This is a genomic window from Shewanella mangrovi, from assembly GCF_000753795.1.
Taxonomy (GTDB): Bacteria; Pseudomonadota; Gammaproteobacteria; order Enterobacterales; family Shewanellaceae; genus Shewanella; species Shewanella mangrovi.
The window spans coordinates 169,012-186,124 of record NZ_JPEO01000004.1 but is presented as its reverse complement, the minus strand read 5'-3'; the positions used below and the strand labels follow the sequence as shown (position 1 = coordinate 186,124).

Below are 17,113 nucleotides of genomic sequence, written 5' to 3'. Positions count from 1 at the left end.
AGAATGATATATTAGAAAATATTCATAATATGCGCGCAGCAGCGCATGCGCTTTGCGCTAGAAAGGAAAACTTATTTATGTGGGATGACGTTTATAACAGCGACAGTTATGTCTATGGTACTGAGCCAAATCAGTTTTTAGCCGAGAACGTGCAGCAACTGCCGCAAGGTAAAGTGCTGTGTTTGGCCGATGGCGAAGGCCGCAACTCAGTGTTTCTTGCCAAACAAGGCTATCAGGTGACCGCGGTCGATCTATCTCAAGTCGGGTTAGCCAAAGCCGCCAAACTGGCCGCTAGCCAAGAGGTATCCGTCGAGTATATTCATGCGGATCTGGCCGAGTTTGAATTTGGCACAGAACAATGGGATGGCATTGTGTCGGTGTTCTGCCATTTACCGAGCAGCCTCAGACAACAAGTGCACCAACGCGCGCTACAAGGGTTAAAGAAGAATGGAGTCTTTTTGCTGGAAGGCTACACCCCACGGCAACTGGCCTTTGGCACCGGCGGCCCGAAAATGCTCGATCTGCTGCTGGAGCCCGAAGCCCTCGCTAGTGATTTTGCTGATGCGCAAATCCTGCATCTCGCCGAAGTCGAACGCGATATTATCGAAGGCGACAAACACACCGGCACCGGTGCTGTGGTACAACTGATGGCGAAACGCGATGCATGCAAGTGATTTTCGGTGTGCTTCGCTACCAAGCCGCGCGGTAAATTCAAGCATTAAACCAAGCGCGTTGGATATCAATCCATCTTGGTACAATAGCGCAATGGCGTGACACCGTAACAAACTTTAGCGGAGACATAGTTCACGATATAACCCTGCTCTTCAAATGCTTGGGCAAGCTGTTGTTCAAGCTCGCTTCGCTGTTCGGTGTTCACAGCGGAGGCAGTAAAGTGAAGGTAACAACCCACCACAATTGCGATGTACGCCAACAGCATTAATCCTTTAATCGCTTTCATCTGCTCACTATTCCTTTAGTTATTTGCAATAGGTGTATGAGTAAGTTGCATATCTATACCATCACAACTCAATGATGTTAATAGATTTTTACTAAAACAAAAAGGCCATTCGCATGCGCGTAATGGCCTTTTTAGTGCTGAAAAGTAAGTGACAACTTACTTCTTCATCTGTTCCTTGGCCGCTTCTACTTTAGAGAAGTCCAATCCCAGCTCTTCTACCGCTTCTTTGAGCAGCGCAGGGTTTTGCATCACCTGCCCCATCAACAGTTGCAGCTTTTCAGGCGGCAGACCGAGTTGGCCAATAATCGCCATCGCCGCCAGTGGGTTTTGCGTGAGGGTTTGAAACAACTCGCCAATCTGCTCGTTGCTAATATTGTTCTCTTTTAACAGCGCAATAATGGGGTTCACAACATCACCTTTTGTGTACGCATTTAACGAAATAGGCCCCAGTTTAGCATTGCGCCAAACGCAGGTGTAGCGTGGTGTGATATCGCCAACGACAAACTGAGGCAATCAACAGTAAGCCGCGATTGCCTGAATTTGCCGATATCTTGCCTATAGCGCCAATTACAGCGGCAACACTGATGATTTTCAGGCAAATTTCATTTTGCCCTTTTAGGGTCGATGCACTGCTATCGCCGTTGAACCACGGCTAGCAGCGAGTCCCCAAATAAGGAAATCAACTGCAAAGGAGCTGTTATGTCTCGAACCTCCCCCATTAACCTGATGCTGTTACTGGCGCTCAGTCTCTGTTGTTCACTGTCGGCCTTCGCTGCCGATAAGGCTTACAAGGCGGCAGTCAGTACGCTGGTGATTGTGTCTCACCCCTACCCCGAGCGTTCACGAATGACCAAAGGTATGCAACAGGCGGCGGAGCGCGTTGCAGGTGTCACTGTGCGCAATCTGGAAACCTTGTATGGCTTTGATACCCGCGCGATTGATGCCGCCAAAGAGCGTGAACTGACTCGGCAACATCAGCGCATTGTGTTTATATTTCCGACCCATTGGTTCAACATTACGCCGATGATGAAGGCCTACATGAACGATGTTTGGGGCAATGTCGGTCCGGGATTATGGCAGGGCAAAGAGATGATGATTGTCACCACCGCCGCTGGCGGCAGCTCAACCTATGGCGAAAATGGCCGTCTGAGGATCAGCCTCGCCGATGTATTTTGGCCGATGAAAGCCAGCGCGATTCATGCGGGCATGACTTATCTGGAACCGTTGACGTTTCAGAGCATTTCCGGCAGCAAATTGGCGGAATATCAACAGGCCTTAATTGAACGTTTACAGCAATGATGCCAACAAAAACAGCCGCACATCAGCGGCTGCTTTTTTATGGTCTCTAAGATCTAACGGAACCAGTTAGTTTTACTCAGTTCCACCAGCTCATCGCCTCGGCCATTGATGATGGCTTTCATCATATACAAGCTAAAGCCTTTGGCATGTTCAAACTTGATTTGCGGTGGCATTGCCAGCTCTTGTTTCGCAGTATCAACCTCAATCACCACTGGGCCCGGATAATCAAAGGCTTCAGTCATTGCCGCATCTAAACGATCGGGTTTACTGACATGAATACCTTTCAGGCCACACGCTTGCGCAATCGCGGCAAAGCTAGGGTTATCCAAATCGGTATCGCTGGAGAGGTAGCCGGACGCTTTCATCTCCATTGCGACAAAGCCTAAAGAGCGGTTGTTAAACACCACAATTTTCAACGGCAGATTGAGCTGCTTTAGCGACAACAAATCGCCCATCAGCATCGAGAAGCCACCATCACCACACATGGCAACGATTTGGCGTTTGCGGTCAACCGCCTGCGCGCCCATTGCCTGAGATAAGGCATTCGCCATAGAACCGTGGTTAAAGGAACCAATTAAGCGGCGTTTGCCGTTCATTTGCAGATAACGGGCAGCCCACACCGTTGGCGTGCCGACGTCGCAGGTAAATACGGCATCTTCAGCGGCTTTTTCACTGATCAAGCGCGCTAAATACTGCGGGTGGATCAGGTTATGTGAGGTTTTGCCATCGGCCAGATCGTCCAGATCTTTGCGCGCCTCATGGTAGTTCTTCAGGCACTGATCTAAGTGCGCCCGTGAACGGCCATCATCAATTTGCGGCACCAATTCATCCAAAGTCGCGGCAATATCGCCCAGCACGCCTTGGTCAATCTGCACATGCCGCCCCAACGCTGCCGGGTTGTTATCCACCTGCAGAATTTTGGCTTTCTCTGGATAGAAAGCGCGATAAGGGAAACTCGTGCCCAGTAGTAACACAGTATCGGCCTGACGCATGGCGTGATAACCCGAGGCAAAGCCGATCAGTCCGGTCATGCCCACATCATAAGGGTTGTCGTATTCGACATATTCTTTACCGCGCAGCGCATGCACAATCGGCGCTTGCAGTTTCGACGCCAGCGCCACCACTTGGTCGTGCGCACCAGCGCAACCCGCCCCCGCCAGAATCGTCACTTTACTGCTGCCATTGAGTTCACGCGCTAAGGCTTCGATATCTGCCGCTGCTGGGGTGTAGATTGCCGGTGCAGGCAGGCTCCATTTGGGGCTAACGCCTTCTGGCATCGCCTTCAAAGCCACGTCACCCGGCAGCACAATCACGGCGACATCGCGATGTAAAATCGCTTGGCGCATGGCGGTTTCCAGCATGTAGGGCATCTGCTCTGGGCTGGAGAGTAACTCACAAAAGACGCTGCATTCTTTAAACAACTCTTGCGGGTGAGTTTCCTGAAAATAGTTAGTGCCGATTTCGGCGGAAGGAATGTGGGCGGCAATGGCGAGCACAGGAACACGGTTACGGTGACAATCAAACAAGCCGTTGATTAAGTGCATATTACCTGGGCCACAAGAACCAGCACACACAGATAACCCACCGGAAATTTGTGCATCAGCACCGGCAGCAAAGGCAGCGGCTTCTTCATGGCGAGTGCCCATCCATTCGATGGTACCCAGTTTGCGAAGACTATCACTGATGCCGTTGAGGGAATCTCCGGTGACTCCCCACATCCGTTTAACACCAGCTTGTGAGAGGGTTTCTGCAATAAAATGTGCGACGCTCTGACTCATACAACATACTCCACTGTCTGGAGCCAGTATATGCAGCTATTTATTTCGAAATAACTCGATATACCGACCAATAAAATACCTTTTAAGCGCTTAATACAAATTATCCTACTAGGTATTTTTGTGATCAATATCAAATTTCGACTTTAGTTAGCTGATGTTTTCATAAGATATGAGTGAGCGATTCTAAAAAGGAATAAAAAAGGTCATTCATATGAATGACCTTCATAACTTTTAGGCATGCACCAATGTTGAGCTTACACCGTTAGGCAGTGTAACGACCTGGCTTGTGGTAGAAGGTCAGCACGATGTTAGTGATCACCGCACCCAAAACTGACAAGGCCAGCAACCAAGGTGAAATGATAAAGAACGACGCCACTACAATGGCAGAGTCGAGCAACATCTGAATGTTACCGGCGCGGATATTGAAACGATCTTGCACATACAGAGCAAAGATATTGAAACCGCCGAGGCTGGACTTATGACGGAACAGGATCAGCAAGCCACTTCCCAGCAGCAGGGAGCCCATCACTGACGCATAAATCACGTTGATGTAATCAAAGTGGATCATCAAACCTAAGGCATCGGTCATTGCGCCAACTGCCACAATACAGACAAAGGTTTTGATGGTGAAATCTTTGCCCATGCGTGTCCACGCCAACCAAAAGAACGGCAGGTTTAACAGCACGAACAGGGTACCGAAGCTTAAGCTGCACAGATGGGTCAGCAACAAGGCTGCGCCAGCGGTGCCACCCGTAAGCAATCCGGATTGGCGTAAAAGAAATACGCCCAGTGCGACAAAACAGCAGCCAACGAACAGCCCTGTGAGATCTTCAACCAATGAGTGACCGGCTTTCTTTTCCATCTTCTGTTCGGTCTCCATCGGCGCTTCTGCTTTTAATGTTTGTTCAGCCTTCATAGTCAATTACCAGTACAAAGTTAATGGGGGAGTGTTATTTTTTGTTTTTCTTCTCACTAAATGCGCCTTTTTACGCACATTAGTCAATTCATCATGCATAAATATTGTGCTTAGAAAGTGCAAAAATCTGGAATCTTTAGTAAACACTTAAGCGTTTTACTGTGATAGTGACTGCGGCTAATTAGAAAAAAGTTCAATTGACAACGCTAGTTGCGCAACATTTTTTACATTCCAGTTACCCCAAAAGAGGGTGTAAATTTTATGATACAGCCCGCTGATGTTTTTTTATTCACTCGAAATCAATGAAATCCAGTGCCGCAAATTTCAGCAACCGCCGGTGCACTTTGCCCGCTCTCAAGTGAAAGTGACCCTGTTCACAAAAATTAACCTTTCAGAAACATTAGTGTCACCTAATGTCGCCACAATCTTCGCCAACCGATGACACGCCATCGGTCATCCCTACAGGAATAATAACGCGAGGAAAGCAATGAAAACCCTACCCCACGTTCTGGCTGCGCTGACCGCGGCTGTGGCGGCTGCGTTGGTGAGTCAAACCGCCAATGCCGCTGTGTTACCCGATTACCAAACCCAAAGCAGCTGGTTTACCGCTGGCGCCGATGCCGTTGCCGCCAAAGTCGCGCAAGCGCGCAACACTGGCAGCACCAAGAACGTCATTCTATTTGTCGGCGATGGTATGGGCGTATCCACGCTGACCGCAGCGCGTATCTATCAAGGTCAGGCGGCGGGTCATACTGGTGAAGAGAACCGCCTCAGCTTTGAGACATTTCCCTACAGTGCTTTATCAAAAACCTATTCAGTCAACCAACAAACGCCGGACTCCGCGCCAACGATGACCGCGATGGTGACTGGCGTTAAAACCGAAGATGGCATGCTGTCAGTGTCGTCTGACTCGATTCGTGGCAACTGCTTATCCAGCAAAGGCAATGAGCTGAAGACCGCGCTGGAACTGGCGGAAGACTTAGGCAAATCGACCGGTATTATCTCTACTGCGCGCCTGACACACGCTACCCCAGCAGCAACTTACGCGCACACACCAGAGCGTAACTGGGAAGCCGACAGCAACATGACCACCGAAGCGATTAACAACGGTTGTCACGATATTGCCTATCAATTGGTGATGGACGCACCGGGCAATGGCTTAGAAGTTGCCCTTGGTGGTGGTCGTAGCTATTTTCTGCCGAACACTGTCACTGACGGTGAAGGCGCCACGGGTCGCCGCGCTGATGGCAATGACCTGACGGCTGCCTGGACCGAAAACTACAGCAATGCCGCCTATGTCTGGAATCAGGAGCAGTTTGATGCGGTCGATACCACGACCACAGATCACTTGCTGGGCTTGTTCCAAAGCTCACACATGCAATATGAAGCTGACCGCGCCGATGATGTCGGTGGCGAGCCATCACTGGCGGAGATGACCAGCAAGGCCATCGATCTGCTGGCGAAAAACGATCAGGGTTACTTTCTGATGGTGGAAGGTGGCCGTATCGACCACGCCCACCACGCGGGTAATGCTTCACGCGCTCTGCAAGACACAGTCGCGCTGTCTGATGCCGTAAAAGCGGCAATGGACAAAGTGGATTTAAGCGACACGCTGATCATTGTTACTGCTGACCACAGCCACACCTTTACTATCGCCGGTTATCCAGCCCGCGGTAATCCTATCCTCGGCTTAGTACATGCGCCTGAAGATACCACCATTGCTCAAGACCCAACGCTGGCAAACGACGGTCTGCCGTACACCACTCTCGGTTATGCCAACGGCCCCGGCGCTAAAAACGGTGCACGTGCAGATTTGAGCGCGGTTGACACCACTGATGTGGAATTCCTGCAGCAAGCACAAGTGCCGCTGAGCAGTGAAACCCACGCCGCTGAAGATGTGGCGATTTATGCCACTGGCCCCGGCGCGTATCTGTTCCAAGGCTCAGTTGAACAGAACGTAATTTTCCATGTGATGAACCAGGCAGCAGCTCTGGGCGGCACCAAGTACTGATTTTTGAGGGATGCAAAAAATGAAATTGAAAGCAATTGTACTGGCGATGACCACCGCACTGGCGGCGTTAGCGCTCACAGGCTGTGGTGACGACGGCGACACAGGTGCGACAGGCACTGCGGGTCAGAACGGCGCAGACGGTCAAAATGGTGCTGATGGCCGTGATTATACTGCGGTTAATCAGTGGTATACCGCGGGCCAAGCGACAGTAGCCAACGCCAGCGAAACCTCAGTGAGTGATCCTAAAGGGCGTGCCAAAAACATCATTCTGTTTGTTGGCGATGGCATGGGCGTATCAACGCTGACGGCGGCACGTATCTATCAAGGCCAACAACGCGGCGAAAGCGGTGAAGAAAACCGCCTCAGCTTTGAAACCTTCCCCTACTCTGGTTTGGTAAAGACCTATTCGTCGAACCAACAAACACCTGACTCAGCGCCGACCATGTCGGCGATTATGTCAGGGGTGAAAACCAAAGACGGCATTGTCTCCGTCAGTGATGACGCCGTGCGCGGTACCTGTACTAGCGGTCAAGGCCACGAAGTGATGACGGCGCTGGAGCTGGCTGAAATCGCCGGCATGAGTACCGGTGTGGTCTCAACGGCACGTTTGACGCACGCCACGCCTGCCGCGACTTACTCACATTCAGTGGAACGTAACTGGGAAGCAGACAGCAATATGCCACAAGCGGCACTGGATGCGGGTTGTCACGATATCGCCTCACAGCTGATTGATTTCCCTTACGGCAACGGCATCGAAGTGGCGTTGGGTGGTGGTCGTAGCTACTTTATGCCAAGCAGCGAAACTGACCCAGAATATGGTCGCGCGGGACGTCGTAACGATGGTCGCGACTTAACCGCAGAGTGGACCAGCAAATACACCGATGGCGCTTATGTGTGGAACCGCGAGCAGTTTTTAGCGGTAGACACCTCCAGCACCCACCATCTGCTGGGCTTGTTTGAAAACTCACATATGCAGTACGAGGCAGATCGCGCCGATGATGGCGCGGGTGAACCGTCGCTGGCAGAGATGACCAGCCGCGCGCTGGACGTGCTGAAGCAAAACGACAAGGGTTACTTCCTGATGGTTGAAGCGGGTCGTATCGACCATGCCCACCACGCAGGTAATGCTTCACGTGCGTTGCAAGATACCGTTGCCCTGTCTGAAGCAGTGCGCGTAGCGATGGAAAAAGCAGATAGCGACACCCTGATCCTAGTGACCGCTGACCACAGCCACGTGTTTACCATTGCTGGTTATCCAGTGCGTGGTAACCCAATTCTGGGCTTAGTGCGCGGTGTTGATGGCAGCGGTGAAGCCGCGGCAACTTACACCACGGACAGCAACGGTATGCCGTACACCACACTGGGATATGCCAACGGTCCAGGATTTGGCTTTGGTAACGATCCGATGAATACCGACAGCTATCGTCCAGATCTGAACCTGTACGACGTGACTGATGTTGACTATCGTCAGGAAGCCACTGTGCCGATGGGCAGTGAAACCCACGCCGGTGAAGACGTGGCAGTGTACGCCCGAGGTCCGGGCGCGCAGTTAGTCACTGGCTCAGTAGAACAAAACATGTTGTTCCATGTGATGAACTACGCTGCCGATTTGGCCGCACGCGCCGAAGCTAACCAAAACTAAGCAAGCAGGCGGTGGTCGCTGGCGATTGAGGCAACATGCAGTTGTGCCGTCAGTCGCCAACCGGCCAGCGCCTTTGGAGTTTTTATGACATTATCCCCTGCACATACGTGGCGAAACTTAGCCACTTTATTTAAAGCGGGCGCGCTGTTTGGCTTGTTCAGTGCCAACGCCTTTGCTGCTGTTGCTGCCAAGGCAGATAGCCCGATTTGCCCCGCCGCAACACTCAACGGCAGTCAGCATTTTGGCGTGCAATATCAACTCTCCGGCGCGCAGCACGGCACATTGCAACTGCTGCGGCGTCAGGCACAAACCGCTTATTTCAATCCTGGCAATGGGGTTGGCGAGTGGTGGAATTTCTCGGTGGCCGAGCATCCAAGCTTTATTCGCGTGTTTGCCAAGCAGCAACGCCGTATCGATTACTACATGGGCGATCTGCGCACACTCAATATCCATGTATCGCAGCCCGAAATTGAAAGCTTTGCGGCAGCGCATCTGCGTAGCCAGTTGCGTCATAAAGGCGCGGGCAGCTGCGCTGACAGCCAAGTGTATGAGGGCGACTATCAGCAGGTGCATTATCGTTTGCTGTGGAGTGATAGCCTGCAATTGCCGCTGCAGTTAACCACAGAGCACAAAGGCCAAATCAAGCAATGGCAAGCGAGCAAAATCATGCCTGCCAGAGAAGTTGATATGCTGCTGAGTCGTTGGCAGCAGTTTGCCGATACGGATTATGCCGATATTGGCGATAACGAAACGGATCCGTTTCTGGCGCAGATGATCAACCAAGGCTTTATTGAGCACAGCGAACACGCCGTTTATAACAGTAACGGCCAGCCGATGTCGGGCCAGCATATTCACTAATCTTGCTCTGCTAAGCATAAAAAACGCCGGAGCTACTGGAGTAGCATCCGGCGTTTTTGTTGCGCATATATTTCGCTGTGCGGCTGCCGCACCGCGGATTAAAACGCGTAAGTCACCGAGGCATAAACCCGGCGATGTTCGCCCGGATACAAGCCTGTCCGGTTGAGCAAGCCGCTAACCGCATACTCTTTATCAAACAGGTTTTTCACGTTGAGCTGGAACTGCCACGCCTGCCATTGACTCTGCCAAGACAGGTCAAAGACGGTGTAAGGTTTAATCTTGCCACCGTCTTGGTCAAACTGCTCTGAGACATAATCCGCACCAAAGGCGATAGAGGAGTTAATGGCGCTCAGATCGTAACGGCTCCATAAGCCAAACTGATGCCGCGGCGCATTAGCAAAACGATCGCCAACCGCACGACTAATGCCGCTGGTCGCATCCTTCACGACGGTATCGTTGTAAGCATAGTTAGCGTTGATCACCCAGTTGTCGGTGAGATCGCCCATCAGATCCACTTCAAAACCGCGGGCGCGTACTTTACCAATTGCCACTTGCTTGTCGGTATCATCAGGGTCGGTTTGCAGAATGTTCTCGCGCACGATGTGATAGCCGGCAAAGTTGATGTTAATCGCATCGTCAAACCAGAAGGTGCGTAAGCCGATTTCCGCTTGTTTGCTCTCTTCCGGATCGAACGGGCCGCCGTTTTCCGCTAACTGGCTCGACACGCTCTGCGGCGTAAAACCGGTCGCCCAACTGACGTAGGGATGGAAGTGCTGATTGATCTTGTAGGTGCTGCCAATACGGTAGGAAAAGCCCTGATCGTTGAACTTCTCGGTCGAGTCATCACGATGATCATGCGCTTCATCGTTAAAACCATCGACACTGACACTACCGGTGACATCCCAAGCTTCAGTGATACGCCATTGGTCTTGCAGGTAAATGCCATAGCGCAGCGCTTCGGTGTTGTTATCGCCCGCCAAGCGCATATTGTAGCTGCTTGGATCTGTGATTCCATATTGTGGATCTTGGTAACTAATCCCGATAACGCCATCGGCGGTGCGGGCGCGCAGATAATAGAAGTCTTCCTGCTGACGCGATAAATCACCGCCAAACAACAGGGTATGGTCACCCAATTCAGCCACTAAGTTTGCCGCCATTGAGGCGTTTTTGGTGTGTCGGTCTTGGTCACGATATTCACGCTCAGCGTAGTCTGCCACACCGTCACCATCGGTATCGGTGGCACTGCGAGGCTCGTGATATTTCTGCCGCTCGGTGTCGTTGAAATAACGCAGGTTCACACTGCCCGACAACCACGCATTAAAGTTATGCTCCAAGGTTGCCTGAAACACGTTGGCGTCCAGATCGAGAAAATCCGACGTTTCGTTGAAATTAAAGCGACGGTCCACCAGAAAGTTGCCGTTTTCATCTGCCGGCAGACCGCGCAGACGTTCGCCGCCGTTATGTTGCATCACGTTGGTGTATTGCAGGGTTAACGAAGAGTCTTGGCCAATATCAAAGGCGTAGCCCAAATCGATGGTTCGGTTACGTTTGTCGGTATTACGCCGATAAGGGTTCTCATGCTCCTGATAGATACCAACGCGATAGCGCTGGTTATCGTAATCCAATAGCGGCCCAGACAACTCGATACTACCACTGACAAAATCATCTGAACCTGCAGATAACTTCAGCTTATTGTCACGCTGATATGATGGCTTTTTAGTGACATAGTTGATCAAGCCACCGGGATCGCCAGCACCATAGAGTGCGCCACTTGGGCCTTTTAGCACTTGTACTTGTTCGATATTAAACAGATGTGGCGTAGAGACATCGCCATATGGATCGCCGCGCACGCCGTCATAGCGCACATCGTTTTGCCGAAAACCACGAAAGGTAACCGAGGCATAGTTGTATTGGCTAACGCCACTGATAGAGCGATACAGTTCAGTCACTTCAGTGGCGGCCTGATCTTCAATCAGCGATAGCGGCAGAATTTGTACCGCTTGCGGAGTACGTTCAATGGGTGTGTTGGTTTTCATCGCCAACGAGCCATCATTCACGCGGTACAGAGATTGTGCTCTGCCTGTGACCGTAATGCGCTCAATATCTTGCGCTGAGTTTTGCTCATCGGCAACGGCCGCCGCCCCATAGATTGCACTGAATACCGCCAAAGATAACGGCACAACTGCTGCTTTCATCAACTCGCCCTTTCTTAAAGGTTGTCAAATTTTGACGCGAGTGTAAATGATAGTAATTATCATTTCAATATAAGTAAAACGTAAAGACGCCTTTGTTAACTAAATCGATGCTCACCGCCGTAACTAAGGGAATCGTGTGGATGAAGCGCGCGAGCCGTTATATCAGCCCAACTTCGTATAAGAGTTGATGCAATTCATTCGCGGATAGCGGCTTTTTCAAGCAGCGATAAGCACCAAGCTCGCTCACCTGCGCTATCGAATCGGGTCGCATATCGGTGCTGATCACGATCACCACCGTCTTGTTATGGTGCTGATTAAGATAATGCAGCACTTGAAAACCATCGACTTCAGGCATGGTTAAATCGAGGAACAGCACGTCAGCCAACCCGGCCTTGACCGCATCAATCGCCTCCTGACCATTCTCCGCCTCATACACCAGCACGTCCCACTCGGGCGGAAGTGCTTGAATAACCGTCTTTCGTGAGAAGGCCGAATCATCAGCAATGGTGATAGGCACCGGCATAACATCTCCTTCTGACTCATGGAATGAAACCTGCTGACCATAGTAAGAAGTATTCTCGCCGGTAATCAGGTTGTCAAAACTTCCAACCTTATACCTTTTGCTATTGTTTTGAATTTTAATGAGTTAATGATGATTAACTGACGTTGCCGACAACATTGGAAAAGCCATTAGACGGAAAATAACGCTCAGCAAACAATTCGGCTTCAATCGGCCGCGAGAAGTGGAAACCTTGGTAAAAATCGCAGCCCAACATCAGCAGGAACTGCTTTTCTGCTTCCGACTCAATTCCTTCCGCAACCGTGGTGAGCTCCATGGTATTTGCTAATGAAATCACCGCATTCACTATGCCCTGCTTTTTCGAATCGCGGTCGATATCGGTCACAAACGCACGATCAATTTTGAGCGTATTAATTGGAAAATCGAACAAGTAAGACATACTTGAATAGCCGGTACCAAAGTCGTCAATGGCGATGCTGACCCCAAGCGCCTTGAGCGCCCGCAATGTGGAAACGGTATATTCCAAGTCACCCATGGCCACGCGCTCGGTGATCTCCAGTTCCACCAGCGATGCTGGCACTTGATAGCTTTGCAGCAGATATTGCAGTTCGTCGACAAACTGCGGCCGCTGGAACATCGGCAGCGACATATTGAGCGCAATCGGTTTGACCTGATAGCCCTGCTTACGCCACTCCCCAATTTGGCTGACAACGGCATGCAGTACCCAGCGGTCAATCTGCACAATCTGTCCTGACTCTTCCGCCAACGGAATAAACTCGCCCGGAGACACATTACCACGTTGTGGATGATGCCAACGCACTAAGGCCTCAGCCCCGACCACCACGTTGTCAAAAATGCGCACCTTAGGCTGGTAGTGCAACACAAACTCATCGTTATCGATGGCATTTGCCAATTCATGTTTCAGAGTAAATTTCGCCAAGGCTTCAGTTTGCATGTCGGCGGAGAAAAACGCATACGTACTGCGCCCGGCCGATTTTGCCCGGTACATGGCGGCATCGGCGTTGCCGACAAGCTGATCGAGGGTAGCGCCGTCGGTTCCAGAAATCGCAATCCCAATACTGCAGCCGATATTCACCGTTTGCTGACCAATACTGAACGGACTGCTGATGGCCATATTCAAGCGCTCAGCTTGTTCCACCGTGGCCACCGAGTCATATTGCGCCAGCAGCAAAAACTCATCACCACTGAAGCGGAACAACCATTCATTCGGCGTGAGCAAGCGTTGCAATCGCAAACCAACGGCTTTTAACAGTTCATCACCGAACTGATGTCCCATGGCATCATTGACGTGCTTAAAATCATCCAAGTCGATAAACAATACTGCCAACTGGCGACCACGCTGATGCACCTGCTCGACGACATCAACAAATTGCAACTTCAGGCTATGACGATTTGCCAGTCCGGTGAGCGTGTCAAAATTGGCCAAGCGTCTGGCATTTTCAGTTGCATGCCACTGCGCGGTGATATCCTCCATCACCGCAATAAAGTGTTCGGGCTGGCCATGCGTATCCCGAACCACGGAGATAGTGCCGCGCTGAATATACAACTCGCCGCTCTTCTTTTTATTCCAAAACTCTCCCGACCAATGTCCCTGCTTTAGCAAATTCACCCACAAGGTTCTGTAGAAACTGTCGTTTTGTCGACCGGAACGCAGAATACGCGGATTCTGGCCAATCACTTCCTCGGGCGAGTAACCTGTGATACGACTGAATGACGGATTGACCTTGATGATCTTCCCCTGAGTATCGGTGATCAGAATCGATTCCTGACCGTACTCAAACACTTCATTGATCAGCTTGAGCTGCTGCCGCCCTTCCAAGGCATTGAGCGCAAAACTGATGTTTTTCACCAGCTTTTCAAACAGTATTTGTACCGCTTCATCAAACATATAGTTTTTCGAATCAAACACGGTCAACACCGCATACAGCTTGCCGCGTTTGTAAATCGGGTAGGCGAAAATCTGATTATAAGAACAGCTGTGATGACATTGGCGACAGATTTGCGCCTTGTTAAAACTGCGGAAACCCGAAGTTTCATGGATACGGCTAGCGTCGATAAGCAGCGATAGACCGGTTTCCAGACATTGATTGGCAGGGTAGATATAAAGCTGCGATACCTCAGCCTGACGCTGTTCGCCTTCGACCTCAGTATCAAAGTTACACACTGCAATACTGGTCTGCTCAATACCAATTTTATGGGTGACGATACGGCAGACTTTTTCAAACACTTCCGCTTCTGAGTAGTTATCGCCCACCATCTCTTGGTTGATGGCGCTTAAGGCTTCATACATGCGCTTGCTGCGGCGCATGCGTCCCAGCGTGCGATAGCGCTCGCTCAATAGCGACGAGATTAACAGCTTAAGGCTGTGCACCGACAAAATTAACAGCGCCAATAACAAAAAGTTCTGTATCGCCAGCGCAAACGGTAATTTCAATTGCACCTGCTGGAACAGATAGAGCGCTAACAACGACGTACTCACCAGCACCCAAGCGTTAAAGCGCAACGAAAACTGCACCGCAAAAAAGGCAAATAACGGGACAAAGATAAAACTCTCCGGCGGCACACCATGATCTTTAATCCAGGCAGGATTAAACACGGCAAACACTAAACTCATCGCAATGCACCACGCCAGCAGATTTAACCAATCTGGCACTTTAGGTTTGCGATTGTGGCTTTTCATGAGCAGGATGATGGAGCAGAACAACACCGACGAAAGGGCCAAATTGCTGGTCCAGTAGCCCCAGCGCAATGGAAAACTGATATGTTCGGCACCGAGTACAAATGCGGGCAGTATTGCGGTAAAGGCACTTGGCAGTAAACAACCTAAAAATAGAAAGTTAAAGGCAACTTCCAGCCGTTCAAAGTTATTACTGCGCAGGGTAAAAATACGGAATAGAAAGAAACCAATAGTGCCTTGTAACCAATAGCTGAGCGACAGTAATACGGCATCGGCTAACGGATGCTGATAGAACAGCGTATTCACCAACAGACTGATGACGAATATCCCCAACACAAAGGGCACATCTTTGACCACCGGGCGTGGCATCATGATCAGCACAGACATTAACAACGCACCGGCAGGATCGATAACCGTCACCGCACCGGGTTGAGCAAAAAAGCTGGCCAGCAGCAGCGATATTACCCCGTAAAGCAATATCCAAGGAGAACGATGTTGCTGCAGCAACTCATTCATTTGCGCCGTGAGCTTATCCACGCTATTTCCCATATTCCATCACTAGGTTACCCACTCTCAGTTGACTGAGAGTTGATGACTGGCTCCATTCACTAGATGAGTAATTGTCCTTGGCGAATATTCCTTCAAAAGGACGATGTCTGCGACGACTGTTTAAAACAGATTGCTGCTAATAAACAGGCAGAGTTTTTGATGCTATGGGATATTTAGTTAAGGCTCAATTAATAGACAGGACAAATTGTTGAATTGCAATTGAGATCACGAAGTTAGCGCCACGCTAATGCAAAATTTCGATGCTTGCCCTGCATTGGTGCGCATCTTTTCCATCAGCCGCAAAATGGCACTGCTAGGAAATGCTCACCAAAAAGCGCACACTAAACCTTAGCAATGGGGAGTAACCAAGGAGAGTTGTTGCATGCTAATTGATGAGCTGGATTTTGCTGCGCTGTACCAACAACAGATGCAGCTTGCGGGCCGCACTACAAAGGCACCGGAACATTGGGACAGTCGCGCTGAGAAGATGGCGGAGTTTTGTGCCAATAAACAAGACCCTTATCTGTTGCAGTTATTGGCCAAAATCGATCTAACGGGGGCAGAAACGCTGTTAGATATGGGCTGTGGCCCAGGCACCGTCAGCTTGAATGTGGCCGATAAGCTCAGCCAAGTATACGGCGTTGATTACAGTCAAGGCATGCTGGAGGTTGCAAATCGCTACGCCGACCAACAACAGCTTAGTAACGTGAAATTTGTGCGGCGCGCTTGGGAAGATGATTGGAGCGATATTCCCAAATGCGATATCGCGGTGGCGTCTCGTTCGACCTTAGTGGCTGACTTAAAAACCGCCTTACTCAAACTCAACAATCAGGCTAAGCAGCGGGTCTATACCACCCACACCGTCGCCACATCCTTTGTTGATGTTGCCATTCAACGTGCTATTGGTCGTCCGGTTGTCGAACTGCCCAACTATATTTTTGCGCTGAATATTCTTTATCAATTGGGCATTTACGCCAAGGTCGATTTTATTCGCGGCCCCAACTGTCGCAATCAAACCGATAGCTATGAAGCCTTTGCAGAAAGCGTCAGTTGGTCATTGAGCGGGTTATCGGCCGATGAACAGCAACGTCTGTTCGATTATTACCAACAAAAGAAACGTCAGGGTGATGTGCTGGTAACGCCAACCAAAGACTGGGCACTGGTTTATTGGGATGTGGTGCAGTTTTAAGCCGCGTCGAAGCTAACCCCCTCAGGTGCACATTGAGCTAAGGGGGTATTGCGCTGACCATCCTGCGCCGCGGGTAACATAAATTTGCCATGAGCGCTGGCATAACATTGACCGTTGGTGACGATTTCAGCCTCCATCAGATAGAGTGACCGCTTACGCGCCAGTTGTCGGCCAATCACAGTCAATCGGCTACCCACGGCGATCGGCTGGTGATAACGCACCTCCATACTGGCGGTCATGGCTTCTACCCCTTGCTGTAATAAACATTGAGTCATTGCCGCATCCAGCAAGGTTGCGGCAATCCCCCCATGTAACACCCCTTGATAGCCCTGATACTGCGCCTCCACCGTAAAACGTGCCTGAACCTGCTGCGGCTGCAGTTGTTTAAACACCACATTCAGCGATGCAGGATTTTGCTCTGGTGCAGCACATACCACGCAATGACGATGGCTTTCGGCGCGTTGGCGTTTCATTCCCCTCTCCTTAAAAAAACAGCCACT

At 50.6% G+C, this 17,113-nt stretch carries 14 protein-coding genes; 6 read left to right on the top strand and 8 right to left on the bottom strand.

Annotated features, from left to right (window positions below):
• Positions 1 to 77 precede the first annotated feature (77 nt).
• On the top strand, positions 78 to 674 hold the full coding sequence (locus tag HR45_RS08265; RefSeq protein ID WP_037441987.1) for a class I SAM-dependent methyltransferase: 597 nt from the start codon (positions 78 to 80) through the stop codon (positions 672 to 674).
• 65 nt (positions 675 to 739) lie between these two features.
• On the opposite strand, the gene HR45_RS08260 is transcribed toward HR45_RS08265, so the two are convergent.
• Positions 740 to 958 carry a hypothetical protein gene (locus HR45_RS08260; RefSeq protein ID WP_037441787.1) on the bottom strand — a complete coding sequence of 73 codons (219 nt, stop codon included), beginning with the start codon at positions 956 to 958 and terminating at the stop codon, positions 740 to 742.
• A gap of 156 nt (positions 959 to 1,114) precedes the next feature.
• Positions 1,115 to 1,366, bottom strand: a complete 252-nt coding sequence (locus HR45_RS08255) for a DUF2999 family protein (RefSeq protein WP_037441985.1) — start codon at positions 1,364 to 1,366, stop codon at positions 1,115 to 1,117.
• A gap of 291 nt (positions 1,367 to 1,657) precedes the next feature.
• On the opposite strand from HR45_RS08255, the gene HR45_RS08250 reads away from it, so the two are divergent.
• The gene (locus HR45_RS08250; protein WP_037441786.1) at positions 1,658 to 2,257 is read left to right on the top strand and encodes an NAD(P)H-dependent oxidoreductase; all 600 of its coding nucleotides are present in this window, start codon (positions 1,658 to 1,660) and stop codon (positions 2,255 to 2,257) included.
• A gap of 53 nt (positions 2,258 to 2,310) precedes the next feature.
• Here the strand turns inward: HR45_RS08250 and poxB are convergent, their stop codons facing one another.
• The gene (gene poxB, locus HR45_RS08245; protein WP_037441784.1) at positions 2,311 to 4,035 is read right to left on the bottom strand and encodes a ubiquinone-dependent pyruvate dehydrogenase; all 1,725 of its coding nucleotides are present in this window, start codon (positions 4,033 to 4,035) and stop codon (positions 2,311 to 2,313) included.
• Positions 4,036 to 4,297: 262 nt separating this feature from the next.
• Positions 4,298 to 4,951: a YitT family protein gene (locus HR45_RS08240; RefSeq protein WP_241461081.1), complete on the bottom strand. Its 654-nt coding sequence runs from the start codon at positions 4,949 to 4,951 to the stop codon at positions 4,298 to 4,300.
• Between the two features lie 487 nt (positions 4,952 to 5,438).
• On the opposite strand from HR45_RS08240, the gene HR45_RS08235 reads away from it, so the two are divergent.
• The 3 genes from HR45_RS08235 to HR45_RS08225 all read left to right on the top strand — a co-directional run bounded on the left by HR45_RS08235 (position 5,439) and on the right by HR45_RS08225 (position 9,462).
• A complete protein-coding gene (locus HR45_RS08235) occupies positions 5,439 to 6,962 on the top strand; it encodes an alkaline phosphatase (protein WP_037441783.1) in 1,524 nt (507 codons plus the stop codon).
• 19 nt (positions 6,963 to 6,981) lie between these two features.
• Positions 6,982 to 8,604, top strand: a complete 1,623-nt coding sequence (locus tag HR45_RS08230; protein WP_037441982.1) for an alkaline phosphatase — start codon at positions 6,982 to 6,984, stop codon at positions 8,602 to 8,604.
• 84 nt (positions 8,605 to 8,688) lie between these two features.
• Complete coding sequence (locus HR45_RS08225) at positions 8,689 to 9,462, top strand: hypothetical protein (RefSeq protein ID WP_037441780.1); 774 nt, start codon at positions 8,689 to 8,691, stop codon at positions 9,460 to 9,462.
• 98 nt (positions 9,463 to 9,560) lie between these two features.
• Here the strand turns inward: HR45_RS08225 and HR45_RS08220 are convergent, their stop codons facing one another.
• The 3 genes from HR45_RS08220 to HR45_RS19035 form a co-directional block, all read right to left on the bottom strand.
• Positions 9,561 to 11,657 carry a TonB-dependent siderophore receptor gene (locus HR45_RS08220; protein WP_037441778.1) on the bottom strand — a complete coding sequence of 699 codons (2,097 nt, stop codon included), beginning with the start codon at positions 11,655 to 11,657 and terminating at the stop codon, positions 9,561 to 9,563.
• 157 nt (positions 11,658 to 11,814) lie between these two features.
• Positions 11,815 to 12,180 (bottom strand): response regulator, encoded by a 366-nt coding sequence (locus HR45_RS08215; protein ID WP_037441775.1) that lies wholly within the window; start codon positions 12,178 to 12,180, stop codon positions 11,815 to 11,817.
• A 133-nt stretch (positions 12,181 to 12,313) separates the two neighbouring features.
• Positions 12,314 to 15,412 (bottom strand): putative bifunctional diguanylate cyclase/phosphodiesterase, encoded by a 3,099-nt coding sequence (locus tag HR45_RS19035; RefSeq protein ID WP_162180647.1) that lies wholly within the window; start codon positions 15,410 to 15,412, stop codon positions 12,314 to 12,316.
• A gap of 394 nt (positions 15,413 to 15,806) precedes the next feature.
• Here HR45_RS19035 and HR45_RS08205 point away from each other — a divergent pair, with 394 nt between their 5' ends.
• Positions 15,807 to 16,613, top strand: a complete 807-nt coding sequence (locus HR45_RS08205) for a class I SAM-dependent methyltransferase (RefSeq protein ID WP_037441773.1) — start codon at positions 15,807 to 15,809, stop codon at positions 16,611 to 16,613.
• Here HR45_RS08205 and HR45_RS08200 read toward each other — a convergent pair.
• Positions 16,610 to 17,086: a PaaI family thioesterase gene (locus HR45_RS08200; protein ID WP_052074604.1), complete on the bottom strand. Its 477-nt coding sequence runs from the start codon at positions 17,084 to 17,086 to the stop codon at positions 16,610 to 16,612. The genes HR45_RS08205 and HR45_RS08200 overlap by 4 nt on opposite strands.
• Between the last annotated feature and the right edge of the window lie 27 nt (positions 17,087 to 17,113).